We start from the raw sequence: 21,264 nt of genomic DNA, 5'->3' as shown, positions 1-21,264 counted from the left end.
GGCAAATCCGGGGAGGCGGTATTGCGCATCATTTCGCTGAATGCCTGGGGCGGCAAGCTGCATCGGCCGCTGATGGACTATTTCCGGGCTGCTGAGGCGGACGTGCTCTGCCTCCAGGAGGTCACCCGTTCCGTCACCGTCAAGAGCGACTGGCTGGAATATCGCGATGGCAGCCACATCCTGCCGCAGCGCGCCAACCTCTTCGAGGAGATCAAGACAGTTCTTCCGGAGCATGACGCCTTCTTCGCCCCGACGGCGAGAGGCGAGCTTTATGATGACGAAAACAGGGTGCCTTCGGAGTTCGGTATTGCGACGTTCGTGCGTCGGTCGGTTGCGGTCATCGGCCACGCGGTGGATTTCGTGCATGGCGATTTCTCAGCAGATAGCTACGGAGAGCATCCGCGCGCCCGCAACGCCCATGCCATTCGCCTTTTCGACTACGGGGCCGGCCAAGCAATCACGATCGCCCACCTGCATGGCCTGCGTGAGATGGCCGGCAAGGGCGATACGCCCGCACGCCGGGGCCAAGCCGATGCGCTGGTCAGCCTGATCGGGCAGATCTGGCGCAAGGGCGAGCGTCTCGTCGTCTGCGGCGACTTCAACGTGCTGCCCGGAAGTGTCATGTTCGATGTGCTCGGTGGACTCGGCCTCACTGATCTCGTCACTTCCCGCGGCTTCACGGATACGAGAACATCGCACTATGCCAAAGACGGGCGCTTTGCGGACTATATGCTGGTGACGCCTGAAGTCGGCGTCGTGAGCTTCGACGTCGTCGGGGAACCGGAAGTGTCCGACCATCGGCCGCTCTTGCTGGACATTGTGTAGCCGTCGGCTCGGTTGCCTCCGATATCGACGCCTCGTCATCATTCAGCATGTGAAACCGCTTAAATTGTGGGCATTGCAACGGACTGGTTCGCGGTCCAGGGTGGGAAAGCCGTTGTAAATGAAGTATTTGCGAAAATTGGCATATGGCTTGCTTACCCGTCTTGTATGCAAGATAGCCATACATCGGAAAGCACACAGAGCAACATCGAAGAGGCCATCGTTTCGGGCATTCTTTCCGCCCGGATCCGGCCCGGCACGCGGCTGAGCGAAAACCAGCTTGCGTCAGTCTTCGGCGTTTCGCGCACCCGCGTGCGCGAGGCGATGATGAGGCTCGAAACGCGCGGCATCGTCACCGTGAGCCCCCGGCGAGGCTGGTTTGTGGTCGAGCCGTCCGCCGAAGAGGCGATGACCGTCTATGAGGCAAGGCGCGCTATCGAATCCGGCCTGTTGCGTGGCATGCGCGCGCTGACGGACGAGGGTCGCACGGTTCTCGTCTCCCACCTCGAGGAGGAAAAGGCTGCGATGGCTGCAGGCGACCGCCAGCGCCTCACCTGCCTCATGGGTGATTTCCATATCCGTATCGCCGAACTCGGCGGCAACCCGATCCTTGTCGACATCCTGCGCGATCTCACTGCCAGGACAATCCTGATTTCGATGCTCTATCAGTCGGAATTTCACGCAGTGCAATCTCATGAGGGGCACTGCCGCATCTTCGAGGCCATGGCAGCAGGCGATTTCGTCAAGGCCGCCGAGCTCTCCGTCGAACATCTGGACGAGGTGGAAACGGGCCTGGACCTCACGACCCGCCCGGACCCACTCTCGGAATTGCGCAGCTCCCTGTCGCTCCCTCCCAGGACCGTGTCTTCCCAACCGTCAGGCACACGAAAAACCGCAACTTCAAAGGAGAAATGAACACATGCTGACAAGAAGAACATTCTTTGCAATCGCAACGCTCGCAGCCGCTGTCGGCTTCGGTTCCGCTTCCCATGCCGATGCGCTTGCCGACATCACCGCGCGCGGCACGCTGCGCGTCGCCGTCCCGCAGGATTTTCCGCCCTTCGGCAGCGTCGGCACCGATATGGCGCCGATGGGCTATGACATCGACATGGCCAATCTGATTGCCGAAAAAATCGGCGTCAAAACCGAGCTCGTGCCGGTCACCAGCGCCAACCGCATTCCCTATCTGCAGACGAACAAGGTCGATCTGGTTATTTCCAGCCTCGGCAAGAATCCGGACCGCGAAAAGGTCATCGATTTCTCCGCGGCCTATGCGCCCTTCTATAACGGCGTGTTCGCGCCAGGCGATCTTTCCGTCGCCAAGGTGGAAGATCTTGCCGGCAAGACGGTCGGCGTCACCCGCGGCGCCGTCGAAGACCTCGAACTGACGAAGATCGCGTCTGCCGATGTCACGATTAAACGCTACGAGGATAACAACGGCACGATTTCCGCCTTCCTCTCCGGTCAGGTAGAGGCCGTTGCAACCGGCAACGTCGTTGCCGCCGCCATCCTTGCCAAGAACCCCCCGAAGCGGCCCGAACTGAAGTTCCTGATCAAGAACTCGCCCTGCTACATCGGCCTCAGCAAGGAGCAGCCTGCGCTTCTCGAAAAGGTGAACGGCATCATCGCCGCCGCCAAGGCCGAAGGTTCGCTGAACGCCATTGCTCAGAAGTGGCTCGGCGCCGACCTCCCGAAAGACCTCTAAAAACCGGTCCAGCATGGTCATCCCGCGCCGCAGGGTGACCACTCGCCGTCGGTATTCAAAGAGGGGACAGTGTCTTGAGCTACCATTTCGAATTCGGTTGGCTGCTTCAATATTACCCGCAGATCGTCAAGGGCATCGTGATCACCATCGAGCTGATCTCGATCGGCGGCGTGCTCGGCATTTTGCTCGGCACCTTCTGTGCCTGGGTGCGCGCGCTCGGCCCGGCTTGGCTGAAGCCCGTCGTTGCGGCCTATGTCGAGCTGATCCGCAATACGCCGTTCCTGATCCAGCTCTTCTTCATCTTCTTCGGCCTGCCGTCGCTCGGTCTGCAGCTTTCCGAGCTGACGGCCGCCAATCTTGCTATGATCGTCAATCTCGGGGCCTATAGCTGCGAGATCATCCGCGCCGGCATCCAGGCGACGCCGAAGGGGCAGTTCGAGGCGGGCGCAAGCCTCGCCATGACGCCTTTCGAAACCTTCCGACATGTCGTTCTCGTGCCGTCGCTCCAGCGCATCTGGCCGGCACTTTCCTCGCAGGTGGTGATCGTCATGCTCGGCTCCTCCGTCGTGTCGCAGATCGCCGCCGAGGACCTGACCTTTGCCGCCAACTTCATCCAGTCGCGAACCTTCCGCGCCTTCGAAGCCTACATCGTGTCGACGGCCATCTATCTGGCGCTGGCGATCCTGCTCCGGCAGCTGCTGGTGGTGGCCGGCGGTTTCATCTTCCCGAGGAGGCTTGTCCGATGATCGAGTTCACACTCTGGGATATCCTGCGTAACCTGCTGCTCGCCACGCGCTGGACAGTTCTGCTTTCGCTCGTTTCCTTCATCGGGGGCGGCGCGGTCGGGCTCGGCCTGCTCTTCCTGCGCATCAGCAAGCGGAAGTCGCTGCGGGCGCTTGCAAAATACTACATCGAGCTTTTTCAAGGCACGCCGCTCCTGATGCAACTCTTCATCGCATTCTTCGGTCTCGGACTTTTCGGCATCGACGTGCCGGCCTGGCTTGCCGCCGGCCTGACATTGATCCTCTGGACCGCTGCCTTCCTCGCCGAAATCTGGCGCGGCTGCGTCGAAGCGGTTGCAAAAGGCCAATGGGAAGCCTCCGCCAGCCTCGGCATGGGAAGGCTGCAGCAGATGCGCTACGTCATCCTACCGCAGGCGCTGAGGGTCGCCGTGCCGCCGACTGTCGGCTTCTCCGTCCAGGTCGTCAAGGGAACGGCGCTCACCTCGATCATAGGCTTCGTCGAACTATCGAAGGCAGGCACCGTCGTCACCAACGCAACCTTCCAGCCCTTCACAGTCTACGGGCTCGTCGCTCTTATTTATTTTGCGCTTTGCTGGCCTCTGTCGAAGAGCAGCCAGATCCTCGAAAGGAAGCTCAATGTCGCTCATCGAAATCACTGAAATCCGCAAGAGCTACGGCACGAACGAGGTGCTGAAGGGCATCAACCTGGATGTGGAGCCGGGCGAGGTCATTGCCATCATCGGCAAGAGCGGCTCGGGAAAATCAACGCTGCTGCGCTGCATCAACGGCCTCGAGACCATCACCCAAGGTTCGATCTCGGTAGCCGGCGCCCAGCTTCTGGACGACGAATTGCATCTGAAGGCGCTCAGGCTGAAGGTCGGCATGATCTTCCAGCAGTTCAATCTCTTCCCGCACCTGACGGCCGGCGGCAATGTCATGCTGTCGCAGTCGGTGGTCAAGAAGACGCCGAAGGCAGAGGCTGAAGAGGTCGCCCGCAAGATGCTCGACCGCGTCGGCCTTGGCCACAAGTTCGATGCCTATCCCGACGAGCTTTCCGGCGGCCAGCAGCAGCGTGTCGCGATTGCCCGGGCGCTTGCCATGCAGCCGATCGCGCTGCTGTGCGACGAGATCACCTCCGCGCTCGACCCGGAACTCGTCGCCGAGGTTCTCGCCGTCGTGCGCGAGCTTGCCTCCGAGGGCATGACATTGCTGATGGTGACGCACGAGATGAAATTCGCCCGCGACGTCTGCAGCCGCGTCGTCTTCATGCACCAGGGCCGCGTCCACGAAATCGGCCCGCCGGAAGAAGTCTTCGCCAATCCGAAGACCGCCGAACTCAAGCAGTTCCTCGGAGTGCATTAGGGGGCGGCCCGATCGCGTGTGCTATCCCGCCGCCTCGATGATCAGTTGGGTGATCTCATCCGGATGGGAGATTAGCGAGAGGTGGCTGGCCTTCACCTCTATGGTCTTGGCTCCCATGCGCTTGGCCATGAAGCGTTCGAGGTCTGGATTGATCGTGCGATCTTCCGTCGAAACGGCATACCAGCTTGGCTTCGAACGCCAAGCCGCCTGCGAGGTCTTGCCCGTAAGGAGAGCCTTGTTGAATGGCTCCTGGACAGCATAAAGCACCTTCGCCCTTGCTTCCGGTAGGTCGCCCGCGAAATCATGCAGGAATGCCGCCTCGCTAAGGCGCCCTTCGTCACCATCGAAAACGATACCTGCGGAGGCCGGTGGCGTGGGAAATGTCTTGGCCAGTGCGGCATAATCCTCGCCCGCATCCGGCGCCCGCGCTGCGATATAAACGAGTGCCGACACGTTCGGATGCATACCGGCTTCAGTTACGATCATCCCCGCGAAGGAATGCCCGACCAGAACCGTCGGGCCATCCTGCCGTGCTAGCACCCGCTCAACGGAGGATACCGCTTCAGGCAGCGTCGTTAGCGGATTTTGCACGGCCGTGGCATTAAACCCCGCTGCCTGCAGTCGGGCAATCACCTCGGACCAGCACGATCCATCAGCGAACAGCCCATGCGCCAGGACGACGTTGCGCGCCTTCACCGCACCAGAGGGTGCCGCCATGATGCGGGTTGAGACAAGAGAGGTGGCCGCGCCGGCAACAATGGCGGCTGAGAAAATGCGTCTTGTCATCATCATGAGTTGGCTTCCTTCTGCGTCGAACAGTTTGAAGGCTTGCGTACAACGTGTCTCAAGCGTGGCTGCGAGAGCTTTTCCAGTCGTCCAGCTTCGCATTTTTATAAAAGTCCATGCGTATGCACGATGGATGATGTGCTGGTAATGTGTATTCTTCAAACGGTAATATTTCAATAATTGAATGCGTAACAGTCCCGTGATGACTATTTTGCATGCGTCACTTTTCCGGTTGTGCATATTCGCGTACAAAGGAGCCCGACGGTCAGGGAGATTATGCATGGTCAAGGGATCAGACGCTCGAGATGATGTCGATGACCGGGAACTCTTGTCTGACCGCATTCGCAACGCACTGACGGATGAGATCGCTACGGGCACGCTGGTAGCGGGTGCTTCGCTGGACGAACAGCAGCTTGCCGACCGTTTCGGCGCCTCGCGCACTCCGGTTCGAGAAGCGCTGCGTCAATTGGCGGTCAGCGGGCTCGTCGAGGTTCGCGCACGGCGAGGCGTCGTCGTGGCTCGCTTGACCCCCGAACGCATCATGGACATGTTTGAGACGTCGGCCGAGATCGAGGCCATGTGCGTGCGGCTTGCGACATACCGTATGACCCCGCTCGAGCGAAGTCACCTGATCGGACTGCACGACATGTCTGACGAGATTGTCGAGAAGGGTGATTTTGACGCGTATGATGCTTTCAACCGTGAATTCCATGAGACGATCTATCGCGCTACCCACAACGGCTTTCTTGCCGAACAAGCGATAGCGGTGCGCACGAGGCTGAACGCCTTTCGGCGCACGCAACTACGGCAAGGCGATCGGATGCGTAAATCCCGGGATGAGCACGATGCCATCATGCAGGCGATCGCGGAGGGTGACGGCGAAATGGCATCTCGGCGCATGCGAGCACATATGCTGAACGCTGCCACAGCGCTGCGTCGTTTCATTGAAGCGAACAAGTCGGCATAACATTACTGACGATGACGCATGCCTGCAACGCTTCGGCTCTCGGCAGGCAACGAGAGCTGGTCGACCTTCCGAGCTACCGGGCGCCTTCAGCTTTTGAATCGCGCCGCCTCTTCAGACCCGCGCGTCGCGTCTCCGGCGCTGTAGGAGTGAGCACCGGCGCCGGCGAGTTTGCCGCCGTCGACGATCAGATATTCCTCGCGGATCGGCTTGCCTTCGAACCAGCATTCGAGAATTTCCCGCGTGCCAGCGGCGTAGCGCGCCTGGGCAGAGAGCGACGAGCCTGAAATATGCGGCGTCATGCCATGATGCGGCATCGACCGCCAAGGATGGTCCTTCGGTGCGGGCTGCGGGAACCACACGTCGCCGGCATAACCGGCAAGCTGGCCGCTCTCGAGCGCCCGCGCGACGGCATCGCGATTGCAGATCTTGCCGCGCGCCGTGTTCACCAGGTAGGCGCCGCGTTTCATCTTGGCGATCATCGCTTCGTCGAAGAGGTTTTCCGTCTCCGGATGCAGCGGCGCGTTGATCGTGACGACATCGCAGACGGGCACCATCTCAGTTGGCGTCTTGTGGAAGGTAACGCCGAGCTCCTTCTCGACTGCATCGGGAAGCCGGTGGCGGTCGGTATAGTGCAGCTTGACGTCGAACGGCTTCAGCCGGCGAAGCACCGCGCTGCCGATCCGCCCGGCACCCACCGTGCCGATCTCCATGCCCTCGATATCGTAAGAGCGCGCGACGCAGTCGGCGATGTTCCAGCCGCCTTTCACGACCCACTGGTAGGAGGGGATATAGTTTCGCGCGAGGCTGAGGATCATCATGACCACATGTTCGGATACGCTGATTGAGTTGCAGTAGGTCACCTCGGCGACGGTGATGCCGCGGTCCATCGCGGCCTGGAGATCGACATGGTCGGAGCCGATGCCGGCGGTGATCGCCAGCTTCAGCTTGGCCGCCTTGGCGATCCGCTCGGCGGTCAGGTAAGCCGGCCAAAAAGGCTGCGAGATCACGATCTCGGCGTCGGCAAGCTCGCGTTCGAAGACGCTGCCGGGACCGTCCTTGTCCGAGGTCACGACCAGATTGTGCCCCTGGCTTTCGAGAAACTTCCTCAAGCCCAGTTCGCCGGAGACGCTGCCCAACAGGGCGCCCGGCTGAAAATCGATGGCTTTCGGGGTGGGAAGCGTCTGGCCGCCGGGGTAGTGTTCGAGTTTCGGCAGGCCATCCCGCGCATAGGCGCTCGGATATCCATCGACCGGATCGTCATAGAGGACGCAAACGACCTTTGCCATTTCCATCTCCCTTCATTTGAAAACGAAAAGGGAGTGCCTCGAATTCTTCGAGGCTGCCGGTCAATGCGGACGAACAGCAGGGCAATGTGCTCTGTTGAATGATCTGTGGCCAGCAGGCTCGCTCGCAGCGCTCCCGCGTTCGTGATTGGCACCACTTAGGAAAGGTGGAGGAGCCGGACACGGTTTCAAGTAGAGCCGTCGCGAAGTCATCGCAATCCCCTTGCCCTCTTCCTCGTTCCCTCTATTCTGCCGGCAACGCCATAGGAGACCACCATATGATCCTGCATTGCGTATTGCTGCGGCTGAAGGCTGCCATGACGGGCGAGGAGAAGCAGGCGTTGCTCGAATCGGTCGTGGCGCTGAAGCAGGTGATCCCGGGCATCCTCGATGTCAGATATGGCCCAAACGTCTCGCCGGAAGGGCTGCATGGCGGCTTCGTCGACGGCTTCGTGGTGACCTTCGAAAATGCCGAGGCGCGGGATGCCTATCTCGTGCATCCCGAGCATGTGGCCGTCGGCGAGCGCATCGTCTCCTCGACGGATGGAGGCCTTGCCGGCCTCCTGGTCTTTGATTTCAATCTCTGAGGGAAGCCGCGGCGCCAATCAGCTCGATTTTGCCATCGCGGCGGCGATCTGGTCGACATTGTAGCGGAACATCTTCTCGTAGGTCGGCGCCGGTCCCTTCGCATCCGAAAGCGATTCGACATAGAGCTCGCCGCCGGGTTCCGCACCTGTTGCCTTGGCGACCTGCCTGACGAGTCGGGGATCGTTCGAGTTTTCGAAGAAATAGGTCTTCACGTGTTCGGCCTTGATCTGCTCGATCAGCTTGGTGATGTCTGCGGCAGACGCCTCCGTTTCGGTCGACATGCCCAGCGGCGCTAGGAAGCTGACGTTGTACTCGCGGCCGAAATAGCCGAAGGCGTCGTGGCTCGTCAGCACTTTGCGCCGGACGTCCGGAACCGTGTCGAATTTGGAATGGGCATAGGCGTCAAGCGCGTCGAGCGTCTTCGTGTAGCGCTCGGCATTGGCCTTGAAGATGCTGGCATCCGCCGGATCGGCGGCCGATAGCGCCTTCTCGATATTGGCGACCCAGACCTTCACGTTGACCGGACTGTTCCAGATGTGGGGATCGGTCACGGTCTCGCCGTCCTCTTCCATCGTGCGGGTCTTGATGCCGTCGGAGACGGTGACCGGCGTCCCCTTGTAGCCGGAAGCGGTAATCAGCCGGTCCATCCAGCCCTCCAGGCCTTCGCCGCTGACGAAGGTCACCTGCGCGGCCTTCAGATGCTTGGCGTCGGCAGGCGACGGCTCGAACTCATGGGGGTCGCCATTCGGGCCGACGAGGCTCGTGACGTTCACGTGGTCGCCGCCGACCTGGCTGACGACATCGGCAAGCACGGTGAAGGAGGCAACTACCTTCAGGGTTTCGGCGGAGGCTGGTACGGACGAAAAGGCGATCAGCGCGGGAAGGGCCGCGGAAAGAAGCAGTTTGCGGGAAATCATCGAAGTCTCCTTGAGTTCAGCCTGCAAGACGCGGGCGGGGAAAGAGGCGCCGGGCAAGGCCCGACGGCGCGAAGAGGATGGAAAGCCCGTAGATTGCCGCCGCCGTCATGATGATGGTCGGGCCGGAGGCGAGCTCGAGATGGTAGGAAGCGATAAGCCCGAGATAGCCGGAGAAGGTGGCGCTGATCACTGCGATCGCCATCATCGACGGCAGGCTGCGCGACCAGAGCTGCGCGATTACCGCCGGCAGCATCATCAATCCGACGGCCATCAGCGTGCCGAGCGCCTGGAAGCTAGCGACGAGGTTGAGGACGACCAGCAGCAGGAAAAGCACATGATAGACCGGTCCCCGCCCGCCGACGGCTTTGAGGAACCCCGGGTCGAAGCATTCGGCTACCAGCGGCCGGTAGATCGCGGCGAGAACGACGAGCGTGGTCGAGGTGATCGCGCCGATCTGGACGAGGGAAGGAGCGTCGATCGCCAGAATGGTGCCGAAGAGCACATGCAGCAGGTCGATATTCGATCCGCGCAGCGAAACGATCAGCACGCCGAGCGCCAGCGACGCGAGGTAGAAACTTGCGAAGCTGGCATCCTCCTGCAGTACCGTCGTCCGGCTGACGATGCCGGAAAGCAGCGCGACGGAGAGCCCGGCGATAAGGCCGCCGATGCCCATGGCGGTCAGCGACAGCGATCCCGCAACGAGGTAGCCGATCGCCGCACCCGGCAGCACGGCATGGCTCATCGCATCGCCCATCAGGCTCATGCGCCGCAGCATCAGGAAGACGCCGATCGGGCCGGCGCCGAGACCGAGGCAGAGGCAGGCGACGAGCGCGCGGCGCATGAAACCGTAATCCGCAAACGGCGCGAGGAAGATGTCGTAGGCCGTCATGCCGCCGGCTCGCCGGCTCTCGCATCCTCGTCCCAGCGCTCGGCCATGGCGCGCGCCTTGAGAAGATTGGCGGGCGACAGGACGTCGCCGGTCGGCCCCCAGCCGATCAGCGTCCGCGCGATCAGCAGCGTCTCGGGGAAATGCGCCCGCACCTGGTCGAAGTCGTGAAGCACCGCAATGACGGTCCGCCCGTCGCCGTGCCAGCGCGCGACGATATCGAGCAGGTCCTTTGTCGTGCGGGCATCGATGGCTGTGAACGGCTCGTCGAGCAGGATGAGCTTGGCATCCTGCAGCAACAGCCGGGCAAAAAGCACGCGCTGGAACTGCCCGGCCGACAGCGAACCGATATGGCGTTTCCCGAAACCTTCGAGCCCGACTGCGGAAAGCGCTTCGCGAGCCTTGCCGGTCTCATGCGCCAAGACGCGCCCGAAGGCACCGCTGCTACGCCAAGCACCAAGCAGCACGGCGTCGAAGACCGAGATCGGAAAGCGTCGGTTGATTTCGGCCGCCTGCGGCAGGTAGCCGAAATCCGTGCGTTGCAGCCTATGGGAAATCCGCCCCTCGGCGGGCCGCAGCTCGCCCATAATTGCTTTCAGAAGCGTCGATTTACCTGCACCGTTCGGCCCCGCGATCGCCGTCAGGCTGCCTGGGAGAATAGAGCCGGAAACATGATGCACCGCTGGGTGACGATCATAGGCGACGGACAGGTTGTCGAGGGTGATCAGCGCGCCGCTCATGGCAGGACGATTGCCCAATGGATCGCCGTCCAGAGTGCCCCGACGAGAACGAGCACGCAGGCGACGCGGGAGACAGCAGAGGGCAGGAGCAGACCGGAGGCGAAAGGCAATCTCTTCATAGGGGATGCGCTTCTTAAATGTAATAACATTACAGGTTATGTTATAACAAATATGGCAAATTGAGGGCGTTGGCGAGCCGACCGAAAAACAAAAGGGCAGATACCATACGGACCGAAGTCAAAAGGCTCGCCTGTCATGTTGCAAAAGTCAGACCGAGCCAGTGTCGCTTTTTAGCCGGGAATTCCGCGGAAGGAGAGCTTCTGGATGAGGGCGCTTTGATCGGTCAGATTACGACACGTGCTCTTTCTCGGAGGAAGATATGGTCGAGGGACCACTGACGCATTTTAGCGATGCTGGTCTGATAGCCCTTGTCGGTTCCTCATGCTGATGGGGCGCCGGTTGCTTGCAGTCCTGAAAACTCTGCGGTCTGTTAAACGGCACGGGCGTTAGGCCGACTTCTCCTGTCCTTCCCGGTCAGACCTGCCGCAATGGTCTTTCCAAGCTCTGAACGGCCACCCGCCAGTGGTTTGGGTACCGGGCTTTATGGGGGCCACGTTTAGCAAAAGGCGCATGCAATCACGAAGGGGTCATAAGCTGCCTATGCGTATCTGGTGGCAGGGAGGATCTTCCTGCGAGCATTCCTCAATCATTCGGGTTTAACAACGCGTATCGCCCGAGTTCCGATCCTTGCGCTGGTAACGCCATCCACGGCGACGGGCTCAATCTCGATTCCAGTTTCAGCGTCCAGGAACCGTGTCAGCTTACCACCGCCACGGTGCTTGCGCCCCCATGCGCCGATCATGAAGAGCACCGGTAGAAAGTCGCGACCGGCAGCCGTCAGCACGTATTCTTCCCGTGGGGGTCGCTCCAAGTAGCGCCGCTTTTCCAGCAAACCTTCCTCCGTCAGCATGGCGAGACGACGTGTCAGGATCGTGGGTGCAATGCCGAGACTTTTGCGGAACTCGTCAAAACGAGTAAGGCCTGCATTCGCGTCCCTGAGGATCAAGATGCTCCACGCGTCGCCGACCAATGCCAGGCTGCGCGCGATGGGGCACGGTTCATTTAAAAGATTCTGATCGTTCATATCATTTTGATAGTGACTTACTCTCAAAATGATACTAACGTTATAGTGACAGACAGTCCACAGGAGAATTGAAGTTACATGAGCAATACGGAACGTGGCGTAGCCCTAGTCACAGGCGCATCATCAGGCATTGGGTTGGCAACGGCCAAAGCCCTGAAGCGCGCTGGCTATCGCGTGTTCGGAACCAGCCGGAAAGCGGTAGCCGAAACGGTAGACGGTGTTACGATGTTGATCTGCGATGTGACCGATGACGCTTCTGTACAGAAGATCGTGGATGAGATTCTAAGCAGAGCTGGACGCATCGATTTGCTTGTCAACAATGCCGGCATTGGCTTGCTCGGCGGCGCCGAGGAATCCTCACCTGCGCAGGCTCAAGCCTTGTTCAATGTGAATGTCTTCGGCGTTCTCCGCGTGACAAATGCGGTGTTGCCGGTCATGAGACGCCAACGCATGGGCAGAATCATCAATATGAGTTCCATTCTGGGGCTAATTCCGTCTCCCTATAATGCTCTTTACGCTTCGACCAAGCATGCGATCGAAGGATACTCGGAATCGCTCGATCATGAACTGCGCACGTTCGGCATTCGGGTTGTGCTTGTCGAGCCTGGCTTCACCCGCACGTCGTTTGAAGAAAACCTCACTAGGCCTGATCGGTTGCTGCCCATTTACGACACGGTTCGCGCTCAGATGGAGGGACAAATGCGGAGCGGCGTCGAAACCGGCGACGCCCCCGAAGTTGTGGCAGAAGCCGTCGTGAAAGCCGCCGCGGATCCCGCGCCGAAAAGGCGCTACACCGCGGGAAAACTGGCGGGCCAAGTCAGCCTCATGCGTCGTTTCCTGCCGGAATTCCTGGTCGACAAGAATCTACGAAAATACAATAATTTACCGGTCTGAGGCGGCTGGGTTCGGCCGCCTCTCCACGCCTTCTCTGTGGCCCTCTCAGAGCTGCTCTATCATCGTGGCCGCACCTGAGATCGTGGCTTGGCCGGGGCTCTCCTCGACGTTCAGCGATTTCACGACGCCGTCTTCGATGAGCATCGAATAGCGCTTGGAGCGCACCCCAAGGCCGCCGGCGGAAAGGTCAGTGTCCAGGCCGAGCGCCTTGGTGAAGCCGGCGTCCCAGTCGGCGAGGAAGTGGATCTTGCCCATGCCACCGGACTGTTCGGCCCAGGCGCCCATGACGTGCCAGTCGTTGACGGAGAGAACGGCGATATCGTCGACGCCCTTGGCGAGGATGGAATCGCGGTTTTCGAGATAGCCCGGCAGATGGTTTAGCGAGCAGGTCGGCGTGAAGGCCCCGGGTACGGCGAAAAGCACGACGCGCTTGCCTTTGAAGAGCTGATCCGTCGAAACCTCGACCGGTCCGTCGGCCGTCCTTTCCTTGAATGTGGCTGCAGGAAGCTTATCGCCGATTGCGATGGTCATAGGATTCTCCTTGGTGTTTATAATCGCGGTGGGGGCAGCTGCGGGGTTGCCGCCGACTATAAAAGCCGGTCAGTCAAAGGCAAGCGGCGTCTCCATGGCGCGGCCGCCGTCGATGATCAGAACGCTCCAGCTTTTGCGGGCGATTTCATAGTTCTTCGGCAGCTTGTCGACGGCAATCGACGTTGAAAAATTCTTTCCGTCGCGCTTGCTCATCAGCTTCCTAGTGAAGACATATCCGTTTGGCCCCGTGAGGATCACCTCCGGTGCGGTGTCGCCCCCGTTGGGCAAGGCAACTTGCAGCCAGAGCTCTTTCATGTCCTCAGAGAATGTGTGGGACATCACCGTGAACTGCGACGTCGGCTTTTCCGGCAGGGAGGCCTCGGCATTCCTGAGGATCGCTTCCTCTTCCGGCCGGGACTGATTGGCGGCAGCGATTGGAAGCGAGAATTCGGCCTGGAACGGAATGCAGATATCCTTGCAGATGCCGATGAACGCGCTCGCTTTCAGTTCGAGCGACCGGGAGGCGTCTTTGGCCGAGAAGGTCAGCGGCAGCGAAACGGGCGCGTCATAGGCGATGTCGTCTATCTTACCGTCGACGAGATGTTTTGGCACGGGATAGCGGATTGCCGTCAGCGTGATGCCGCTTTCGGGCGCGACCGTGATCTGGGGCGGTATTCCGCTGTTGCCGGGCTCGCGCCAATAGGTGATCCAGCCGGGCTTCGGCTCGATCTGCAGCGCACCGCGCATCGTGCCGTCCCGGCCGGGCGGCAGCGCGATCAGCCGCATCCGGCCGCCCTCATTGTCGATCCAGCCGCTCATCTCGGCGCGCGCCGGCCCAAGCGAACCGGCCAGCGCGGCGGCGCAGATGGTTACGTTCAGAAACTGGCGAAACCCGAGAAAAATAATCGTCATGGAACAACGGTTTATCGAAAATCGCCTTTCGCTGCCAGAAGTTCGGCCATCTAATTCTTCATTTTCAGTTGATTGATCTGCGGCATTGCCCCATGTTTCTTTTATAGGGCTGTTGGTAACGGTCTGGCAGCAGGAGGAAGTATGTCCTTATCCACGCTGAAAAACAGACGGGAACGCGGCTTTTTCGACGGGCAGTTCCTGATTGCCATGCCGGGCATGGAAGATAGCAACTTCTTCCGCACGGTCATCTATATCTGCGCCCATTCCGATGCCGGTGCCATGGGCTTCATCATCAACCGCGCCCAAAGCCTTACCTTCACGGACGTGCTGCTGCATCTCGAAATGGTCAACGACCAGGAGCCGATAGTCCTGCCGGACCATGCCCGGGACTTCCCGATCCAAACAGGCGGTCCCGTGGAAAGCGGCCGCGGGTTCGTGCTGCATTCCGATGACTATATAAGCGACTCCAGCATCCCGATCAGCGACGATATCTGCCTGACGGCGACGCTCGACATCGTCCGCGCGATTTCCAAGGGCGGCGGGCCGAAGAGGGCCACGATGATGCTCGGTTATTCCTCCTGGGGTGCCGGCCAGCTCGAAATGGAAGTTGCGAGCAACGGCTGGTTGACCTGCGCCGCCAATGAGGCGCTGATCTTCGACCGCAATCTGGACGACAAATACGAGCGCGCTCTCGCGGGCATGGGCATCACGGCCGCCATGCTTTCCGCCGAAGCCGGACATGCGTGATATCTAATCCAGGAACGATTTCGTTATCGTGACGTTTTCTTCCGGCAAGCGTGCCAGATGGCGCGCCGCCGAAATGCCTGTTGCGCACCGCGCAGCAGGCATTTTGGTTCGTCACCATTCGTCGAGGTAATCATGAGACTCTTCGCCTGCGATAATTGCGACCAGGTCGTCCACTTCGACAACCGCCATTGCGTCCGCTGCAATCATCGCCTGGGCTTCTTGCCGGATGATCTCTCCGTGCACGCGCTCGAGCCGCGCGATGAAATGCAGTGGCAGCTCGTCGCACGCCCGGAGCGCAGGATCCGCTTCTGCGCCAATGCCGGTCTCGATATCTGCAACTGGCTGCTTGCGGATGAGGACGCCCATGATTTTTGCATCGCCTGCCGCCACAACAGGCTGGTGCCGAACACCGCAACCCAGGACGGCATCGCCCGCTGGCGCCGTATCAGCCAGGCGCAGCGCCATCTGTTCTATTCGCTGCTGCGCTGGAACCTGCCGCATCCGGATCGCGAGGAAGATCCCGTCGGCGGCCTCGTTTTCGATTTCCTCGAAGATACGGTTCAGAACGACGGCAATATCCTCCCCGCGATGACCGGACACGAGGAAGGCCTGATCGCCATCCGTGCGGCGGAAGCCGATGACGCCACCCGCGAACAAGCGCGCACCATGATGAACGAGCCTTACCGCACGCTGCTCGGCCACTTCCGCCATGAGGCCGGCCACTTCGTCTGGAACAAGCTCGTGCGGGACAGGAACGGCTTAGATGCCTTCCGCGCCGCCTTCGGGGACGAACGACAGGATTATGGCGCAGCCCTTCAGAACCATTATGCCAGCGGTCCTCCCTTCGGCTGGCGGGAGAGCTTCATCAGCGCCTATGCATCCTCACATCCGTGGGAAGATTTTGCCGAGTGCTTTGCGCACTACCTCCATATCGTTGATACGCTGGAAACGGCCCGCGCCTTTGGCATCGCCATCGATCCCCGCGGCCATGAGGAAATGGCCTCGGAAGTGGATTTCAATCCATACAGGGCGGAAAGCGCTGAACAGCTCGTCAGCGCCTGGGTTCCGCTCAGCGTCGCGATCAACGCCATTCAGCGCAGCATGGGCCAGCCGGATTCCTATCCCTTCGTGCTATCGCGGGCTGTCGTCGCGAAGCTGGAATATCTGCACAAGATCATTCAGGTCGCGTCTGCGATGTCGCGGAAGGCTGCGGCGTAGCCCCTCATCCGCTTGCGGCCCCTTCTCCCCCACGGGAAGAAGGGGCATGCGGTTGAGGCTCGCAAAGCTCTCGGTTGTATCGACGAGGTAACGGGTATCTCGGCTTCCTCTCCCTTCGGGGGAGGACAGGGTGAGGGGTAGGCGCCAGCATTGATTTGAAAGACCTAAGCCCGCTTCGTCAGTGGAAAGCGTTCCTTCAGCAGGCGCAGCACGGAATCGGAGCCCATCGGCGGGCCGAAGAGGTAGCTTTGCCCGTAGCTGCAGCCCATCTTGGCAAGCTCGATGGCATCCTCGTTGGATTCGATGCCTTCGGCGACCACCTGCATCTCCAACTCGCGCGCCATGGAGATGACCGACCTGAGGATGGTTGCCTTCTTGTCGCTGTCATCGCGAACGAGCGCTTTGTCGAGCTTGATCGTGTCGAAGGGGAAGCGGGTAAGATAGGCAAGCGACGAGTAGCCCGTGCCGAAGTCGTCGAGCGCCAGCCCGAGGCCAGCTTCCTTGAGCTTCTGCAGCACAAGCCGTGCCTGTTCCGGATTTTCCATGACCATGGATTCCGTCAGCTCCAGCTTCAGGCGCGACGGGTCACAATGGGTCTTCGAAAGAACTGAGCGCACGTCGTCATAGAGCTCGTTGTTGAGGAGCTGCACGCTCGACAGGTTGATCGAGACGAAGATCGGCAGCTCGCCGGTCTGGTTCTGCCAGGCCATCAGGTCACTGGTCGCCTGTTCGAGCGCGAACATGCCGAGCGGACCGATGATGTCCGACGCCTCGGCGATCGGGATGAATTCGGACGGCGGGATGTTGCCGCGCTTCGGATGCTCCCAGCGCATCAGCGCCTCGAATCCGGCAATCTCGACATCCTCCAGCCGCGCGATCGGCTGGTAGACCATCGAGAGCTCCTTGCGCTCGATGGCGCGGCGGAGATCGGATTCGAGCTGCAGGCGGTCGGCGCCGAAATCGCGGAAGGCGGGGCGGAAGGGCTCGACGCGGTTGCCGCCGGCGCGCTTAGCGCGATACATGGCAAGCTCGGCATCGCTCAGCATTCCGGCCGCGTTTTCCTGCTGGTCTACCCAGGAGGCGAGACCGATCGAGGCCGTCAGAATAATTTCGCGATTGCCGAAGTTGATCGGCACCATGATCGCCTTGCTGACGGCATCAGCAAAATCGGCGACCTTCGCTGGATCGCGCTCGGAAACGAGAATGAGACCGAACTGGTCGCCCGCAATGCGCGCCAGCGTATCCTGCGGCTTCAGAAGACGACGCAGGCGGCGGGTCAGCGCGATCAGAATGTTATCGCCGGCTGCGACGCCAAGCGAATCGTTCACCAGCTTGTAGCGGTCGATATCTATCACCATCACCGTCGGCCTGAGCGTTTCGCCGCCGGGCGCAAGCGCCAGCACCGATTGCAGGCGGTCGATGAAGAGCTGGCGGTTCGGCAGGCCAGTGAGATTGTCGTGCAGCGCATCATGCAGCAGCCGCTCGACGGAATTCTTCTGCTCGGTGACGTCTACGATCGTGCCGACGCAGCGGATGATCTCGCCGTTCGAGCCGAGCACCGGCCGCGCGCGGATCAGCAGCCAGTGGAAATGCCCGTCCTCGGCGCGGATGCGGAACTCGTGGTTCAGCCGTCCGCGACGATGTTCGAGCAGCACGTCCAGCGTCGCGCGGAATCGGTCGCGATCGTCCGGGTGAAGCCGCGGCAGCCAGTTGCGAGCTGCGCCATGCATGGTCCCCGGCGACAAGCCCAGCTTGATGGAAACATCCGGAATGGTGACGACGCGGTCGCGCGCCACATCCCAGTCCCACACCATGTCGCCGGAGCCGGTCAGCGCCAGAGACTGGCGTTCGAGATCGGAAAACAGACCCTGCTGAAAGGCGCCGCCCGCAAAGGCGTGCTGCATCACCGTAAATCCGATCAGCAGAACGATGAGGACGAGGCCGCCGCCCAGCGCCGGCTGGATGATGTCGTTGTCGAGCCGGCCGGTAACTGTCAGCCAAGCCCCGAATATCCACACCAGGATCAGCGCCCAAGCAGGCACCAGCAGGATGGCGCGGTCGTAGCGGTTGAAGCCGAGATAGATGATGAGTACGATGCCCATCGTCGCCGTCAGCGCGAAGGAGAGCCGCGCAATACCGGAGGCGATCGACGGATCATAGATCGCGACACCGAAGAGCAGAGCGAGGCCGAGCACCCAGGCAAGCGTCGCATAGCCGAGATGTGTGTGCCAGCGGTTGAGGTTCAGATAGGTGAACAGGAAGATCACGAAACTCGACGCCAGCGCCACTTCCGCGCAGGCGCGCCATATTCGTTGGTCCGCCGAGGCGACGCTGACGAGTTTGCCGAGGAAACCGAAGTCGACGCAGATGTAGCCGAGCACCGCCCAGGCAAGTGCCGCCGTTGCCGGCAGCATAGAGGTGCCCTTGACCACGAAGAGGATCGTCAGGAACACGGCCAGAAGGCCGGCAATCCCGAGCACGATGCCGCGGTAGAGCGTGAAGGCGTTGATCGTGTCCTTGTAGGCGTCCGGCTCCCACAGGTAGATCTGCGGCAGCTCGGGCGTCGCAAGCTCGGCGACGAAGGTGATGACAGCGCCGGGGTTCAGAGTGATGCGGAAGACGTCGGCCTCGTCGCTCGGCTGGCGGTCGAGCGCAAAGCCCTCGCTCGGCGTGATCGCCATGATGCGCTGCGAGCCGAGGTCCGGCCAGAAAAGCTTGGAATTCACGAGGCGGAAATGCGGAGCGACGATGACGCGCTCGAGCTGTTCTTCCGAGACATTGGCGAGCGCAAAGACGGCCCAGTCGCCCTGGTGGTTTTCAGAGCTGGCACGCACCTCGATGCGCCGGCGGATGCCGTCTGCGCCTGCGGCCGTCGAGACCTGGAAGGCCTCGCCCTGATTGGCATATATTTCCGTCGTCGCCGTCAAGTCGAGCGCGGTGTCGTCGCGGGAAATCTTCACGGGTTCCGCCGCCTGCGCAACGCCTGCAGCCAATGCAAGCATCGACAGGAAAAGCGCTGCGATCACCGCGATCAATCGGCCGGACGGTGATTTGGGCAGCATGCGGTTCGTGGTCATCGGCTGTCGGTTTTCCTGCCTGTATCCGTATCGGTGGCAAGCAGTGAATACATCACGTGATCATGCCACTGACCGTTTATTTTCAAGTATCCGCGCAGATAGCCTTCCCGCTGAAACCCGGCTTTCTCAAGCAGGCGAATGCTTCGTGCGTTCTCCGGAATACAGGCTGCCTCGATACGGTGCAACTCAAGCCCTGCGAAGATATAGGGTATAACCAACTGAAGTGCGGCGAACATATGGCCTTGGCCGGCATGCTTCTCGCCCATCCAGTAGCCGATCATGCAGCTCTGCGCCGCGCCGCGGCGGATATAGCCAATCGTGATCCCGCCGAGCAGTTCCATGTCTGGTTTCAGAAACAGGAACAGCGGGATCGCCTGGCCGGACGCGTATTCCTGCTTGCCGCGGATGACGCGGGCACGATACGCGCCCTCTGTCAGCTCGTCGCGACGCCATGTCGGTTCCCAGGGCTCAAGGAACTTGCGGCTGGCGGAGCGCAGCTTGTGCCACTGGTTGAAATCCTGATAGCGTGGAAGCCGCAGCGCATAGCGGTCGTTCTCGAGCTCCACCGCCTCCGGCTGCCGCGACAGGAATCGAAAAACCGATTTTGGCATCGATCACTCCCGGCAGATGGAACGCGGCTCAGCGGCTTGCAGTTTTCGACTGCGGCAGGGGAGCGGACAGCGAGGCGACGATATCTTCCGTCGGTGCCAGTTGCTCCAGCGGGCCGATTGCCGAAAGCGTCGGCACAGTGTCGAAGAACAGCCGGCCGGCGAGATCGGTGAGACGCTCGATGGTGATGCCCTCGAGCCGTTCCATCATTTCCTGATTGGAGATCGGGCCGCCGTAGAGCATCATCTGGCGGGCGATCTGGCCGGCGCGGGCAGCAGGGCTTTCCTGCCCCATCAGAAGCTGGGCGCGAATCTGCGCACGGGCACGCTCGATCTCCTTCTGCTCGATGAAGCCGGCCGACTTATGCAACTCGTCGATGATCACCGGTACGAGTTCGGGAAGGTTCTCGCCGCCTGTTGCGGCATGGATGCCGAAGATGCCGGTGTCGGAAAAGCCCCAGTGGAAGGCATAGATCGAATAGCAAAGGCCGCGGATCTCGCGCACTTCCTGGAAGAGGCGGGAGGACATGCCGCCGCCGAGGATGTTGGCAAGGATCTGCGAACAGTAGAAGTCGCGGGCATGATAGGCTTTGCCCTCGAAGCCGAGCAGGATCTGCGCGTCCATCAGGTCGCGCGTCTCGCGCACGCTGCCGCCGATATAGCGGGCGGTCTCGATGACCGGCGGCGCGCTCGGCGCGGTCGGCAGGCTCGCGAAGCGCTGTTCCACCATGCGCACGAATTCGTCGTGATCGACTGCGCCGGCGGCAACGACGAACATGCGATCGGTCGTATAGTTGCGGCCGAGATAGTTGCGGATCTGTTGCGGCGAGAAGGAGACGACGGTCTCCGGCGTGCCGAGGATGGCGCGTCCGAGCGTCTGGTTGCGATAGGCGGTCTCGGAAAACTTGTCGAAGACCACGTCGTCCGGCGTGTCGTTCGCCGCATTGATCTCCTGCAGGATCACCTGCTTCTCGCGCTCGAGCTCGTCTTCCTCGAAGGCCGATTCGGTCAGGATGTCGGCGAGAATATCGACGGCGAGCGGCACGTAATCCTTCAGCACGCGGGCGTAGTAGGACGTCGTTTCGGTCGAGGTGGCCGCGTTCACTTCGCCGCCCACATCCTCGATTTCCTCGGCGATGTCGCGAGCCGAGCGGCGTGCGGTACCCTTGAAAGCCATGTGTTCGAGCAGGTGGGCTATGCCATGCTCGTCTTCCGTTTCGTTGCGCGAACCCGATTTGATCCAGACGCCCAGAGCGACGCTTTCAAGATGCGGCATGGTCTGGGTTACTACTGTCAGCCCGGATTTGAGCCGGGTGCACTCAACTGTCATTGGC

The 21,264-nt window shown here is 61.0% G+C and carries 23 protein-coding genes; 11 read left to right on the top strand and 12 right to left on the bottom strand.

Annotated features, from left to right (window positions below; genetic code table 11):
* Window positions 1-21 precede the first annotated feature (21 nt).
* The 6 genes from A3C3_RS0120555 to A3C3_RS0120530 all read left to right on the top strand — a co-directional run bounded on the left by A3C3_RS0120555 (window position 22) and on the right by A3C3_RS0120530 (window position 4,632).
* Window positions 22-825, top strand: coding sequence for an endonuclease/exonuclease/phosphatase family protein (locus A3C3_RS0120555; RefSeq protein WP_022716468.1), 804 nt, complete (start codon window positions 22-24; stop codon window positions 823-825).
* 165 nt (window positions 826-990) lie between these two features.
* Complete coding sequence (locus A3C3_RS38855; protein WP_084796992.1) at window positions 991-1,737, top strand: GntR family transcriptional regulator; 747 nt, start codon at window positions 991-993, stop codon at window positions 1,735-1,737.
* 4 nt (window positions 1,738-1,741) lie between these two features.
* Window positions 1,742-2,527 (top strand): transporter substrate-binding domain-containing protein, encoded by a 786-nt coding sequence (locus A3C3_RS0120545; RefSeq protein ID WP_022716466.1) that lies wholly within the window; start codon window positions 1,742-1,744, stop codon window positions 2,525-2,527.
* A 74-nt stretch (window positions 2,528-2,601) separates the two neighbouring features.
* Window positions 2,602-3,273, top strand: coding sequence for an amino acid ABC transporter permease (locus A3C3_RS0120540; protein WP_022716465.1), 672 nt, complete (start codon window positions 2,602-2,604; stop codon window positions 3,271-3,273).
* Complete coding sequence (locus tag A3C3_RS0120535; protein WP_022716464.1) at window positions 3,270-3,929, top strand: amino acid ABC transporter permease; 660 nt, start codon at window positions 3,270-3,272, stop codon at window positions 3,927-3,929. Before A3C3_RS0120540 ends, A3C3_RS0120535 begins: the two co-directional genes overlap by 4 nt.
* Complete coding sequence (locus tag A3C3_RS0120530; RefSeq protein ID WP_022716463.1) at window positions 3,907-4,632, top strand: amino acid ABC transporter ATP-binding protein; 726 nt, start codon at window positions 3,907-3,909, stop codon at window positions 4,630-4,632. The genes A3C3_RS0120535 and A3C3_RS0120530 overlap by 23 nt, the downstream gene beginning before the upstream one ends.
* 21 nt (window positions 4,633-4,653) lie before the next feature.
* Here the strand turns inward: A3C3_RS0120530 and A3C3_RS0120525 are convergent, their stop codons facing one another.
* Complete coding sequence (locus A3C3_RS0120525; protein WP_022716462.1) at window positions 4,654-5,424, bottom strand: alpha/beta fold hydrolase; 771 nt, start codon at window positions 5,422-5,424, stop codon at window positions 4,654-4,656.
* Between the two features lie 274 nt (window positions 5,425-5,698).
* Between A3C3_RS0120525 and A3C3_RS0120520 the strand changes: the two genes are divergently transcribed.
* On the top strand, window positions 5,699-6,385 hold the full coding sequence (locus A3C3_RS0120520) for a GntR family transcriptional regulator (RefSeq protein WP_022716461.1): 687 nt from the start codon (window positions 5,699-5,701) through the stop codon (window positions 6,383-6,385).
* 86 nt (window positions 6,386-6,471) lie between these two features.
* Here A3C3_RS0120520 and A3C3_RS0120515 read toward each other — a convergent pair whose 3' ends face one another.
* Window positions 6,472-7,671 (bottom strand): NAD-dependent formate dehydrogenase, encoded by a 1,200-nt coding sequence (locus A3C3_RS0120515; RefSeq protein WP_028739837.1) that lies wholly within the window; start codon window positions 7,669-7,671, stop codon window positions 6,472-6,474.
* A 275-nt stretch (window positions 7,672-7,946) separates the two neighbouring features.
* Between A3C3_RS0120515 and A3C3_RS0120510 the strand changes: the two genes are divergently transcribed.
* On the top strand, window positions 7,947-8,255 hold the full coding sequence (locus A3C3_RS0120510) for a Dabb family protein (RefSeq protein WP_022716459.1): 309 nt from the start codon (window positions 7,947-7,949) through the stop codon (window positions 8,253-8,255).
* Window positions 8,256-8,273: 18 nt separating this feature from the next.
* Here A3C3_RS0120510 and A3C3_RS0120505 read toward each other — a convergent pair whose 3' ends face one another.
* The 5 genes from A3C3_RS0120505 to A3C3_RS0120490 form a co-directional block, all read right to left on the bottom strand.
* Entirely contained in the window at window positions 8,274-9,173 is a 900-nt protein-coding gene (locus tag A3C3_RS0120505) for a metal ABC transporter substrate-binding protein (RefSeq protein WP_022716458.1), read from the bottom strand.
* A 16-nt stretch (window positions 9,174-9,189) separates the two neighbouring features.
* The gene (locus A3C3_RS0120500) at window positions 9,190-10,062 is read right to left on the bottom strand and encodes a metal ABC transporter permease (RefSeq protein WP_022716457.1); all 873 of its coding nucleotides are present in this window, start codon (window positions 10,060-10,062) and stop codon (window positions 9,190-9,192) included.
* Complete coding sequence (locus A3C3_RS38850) at window positions 10,059-10,799, bottom strand: metal ABC transporter ATP-binding protein (RefSeq protein WP_022716456.1); 741 nt, start codon at window positions 10,797-10,799, stop codon at window positions 10,059-10,061. The genes A3C3_RS0120500 and A3C3_RS38850 overlap by 4 nt, the downstream gene beginning before the upstream one ends.
* Entirely contained in the window at window positions 10,796-10,918 is a 123-nt protein-coding gene (locus A3C3_RS47950; protein WP_267890062.1) for a hypothetical protein, read from the bottom strand. Before A3C3_RS47950 ends, A3C3_RS38850 begins: the two co-directional genes overlap by 4 nt.
* A gap of 587 nt (window positions 10,919-11,505) precedes the next feature.
* Window positions 11,506-11,943 (bottom strand): winged helix-turn-helix transcriptional regulator, encoded by a 438-nt coding sequence (locus A3C3_RS0120490; RefSeq protein ID WP_022716454.1) that lies wholly within the window; start codon window positions 11,941-11,943, stop codon window positions 11,506-11,508.
* Window positions 11,944-12,021: 78 nt separating this feature from the next.
* Between A3C3_RS0120490 and A3C3_RS0120485 the strand changes: the two genes are divergently transcribed.
* Window positions 12,022-12,837 (top strand): oxidoreductase, encoded by an 816-nt coding sequence (locus tag A3C3_RS0120485; RefSeq protein WP_022716453.1) that lies wholly within the window; start codon window positions 12,022-12,024, stop codon window positions 12,835-12,837.
* A 45-nt stretch (window positions 12,838-12,882) separates the two neighbouring features.
* On the opposite strand, the gene A3C3_RS0120480 is transcribed toward A3C3_RS0120485, so the two are convergent.
* Window positions 12,883-13,368 carry a peroxiredoxin gene (locus A3C3_RS0120480; protein ID WP_022716452.1) on the bottom strand — a complete coding sequence of 162 codons (486 nt, stop codon included), beginning with the start codon at window positions 13,366-13,368 and terminating at the stop codon, window positions 12,883-12,885.
* Window positions 13,369-13,437: 69 nt separating this feature from the next.
* Window positions 13,438-14,280 carry a protein-disulfide reductase DsbD domain-containing protein gene (locus A3C3_RS0120475; protein ID WP_022716451.1) on the bottom strand — a complete coding sequence of 281 codons (843 nt, stop codon included), beginning with the start codon at window positions 14,278-14,280 and terminating at the stop codon, window positions 13,438-13,440.
* A 141-nt stretch (window positions 14,281-14,421) separates the two neighbouring features.
* Between A3C3_RS0120475 and A3C3_RS0120470 the strand changes: the two genes are divergently transcribed.
* Both A3C3_RS0120470 and A3C3_RS0120465 read left to right on the top strand, forming a co-directional pair.
* Window positions 14,422-15,027, top strand: a complete 606-nt coding sequence (locus tag A3C3_RS0120470) for a YqgE/AlgH family protein (RefSeq protein ID WP_022716450.1) — start codon at window positions 14,422-14,424, stop codon at window positions 15,025-15,027.
* Window positions 15,028-15,159: 132 nt separating this feature from the next.
* Window positions 15,160-16,245 (top strand): zinc-binding metallopeptidase family protein, encoded by a 1,086-nt coding sequence (locus tag A3C3_RS0120465; protein WP_028739836.1) that lies wholly within the window; start codon window positions 15,160-15,162, stop codon window positions 16,243-16,245.
* A 164-nt stretch (window positions 16,246-16,409) separates the two neighbouring features.
* Here the strand turns inward: A3C3_RS0120465 and A3C3_RS0120460 are convergent, their stop codons facing one another.
* The 3 genes from A3C3_RS0120460 to A3C3_RS0120450 are packed head-to-tail and all read right to left on the bottom strand — an operon-like array spanning window position 16,410 to window position 21,260.
* Window positions 16,410-19,322 (bottom strand): sensor domain-containing phosphodiesterase, encoded by a 2,913-nt coding sequence (locus A3C3_RS0120460; protein ID WP_022716448.1) that lies wholly within the window; start codon window positions 19,320-19,322, stop codon window positions 16,410-16,412.
* The gene (locus A3C3_RS0120455; protein ID WP_022716447.1) at window positions 19,319-19,933 is read right to left on the bottom strand and encodes a GNAT family N-acetyltransferase; all 615 of its coding nucleotides are present in this window, start codon (window positions 19,931-19,933) and stop codon (window positions 19,319-19,321) included. Before A3C3_RS0120455 ends, A3C3_RS0120460 begins: the two co-directional genes overlap by 4 nt.
* Before the next feature lie 28 nt (window positions 19,934-19,961).
* Window positions 19,962-21,260, bottom strand: a complete 1,299-nt coding sequence (locus tag A3C3_RS0120450; protein WP_022716446.1) for a M16 family metallopeptidase — start codon at window positions 21,258-21,260, stop codon at window positions 19,962-19,964.
* Window positions 21,261-21,264 lie beyond the last annotated feature (4 nt).

It is taken from the genome of Rhizobium mongolense USDA 1844, assembly GCF_000419765.1.
Lineage (GTDB): Bacteria > Pseudomonadota > Alphaproteobacteria > Rhizobiales > Rhizobiaceae > Rhizobium > Rhizobium mongolense.
Note: the sequence above shows the minus strand (reverse complement) of the source record. Positions and strands in the feature narration are given on the sequence as shown.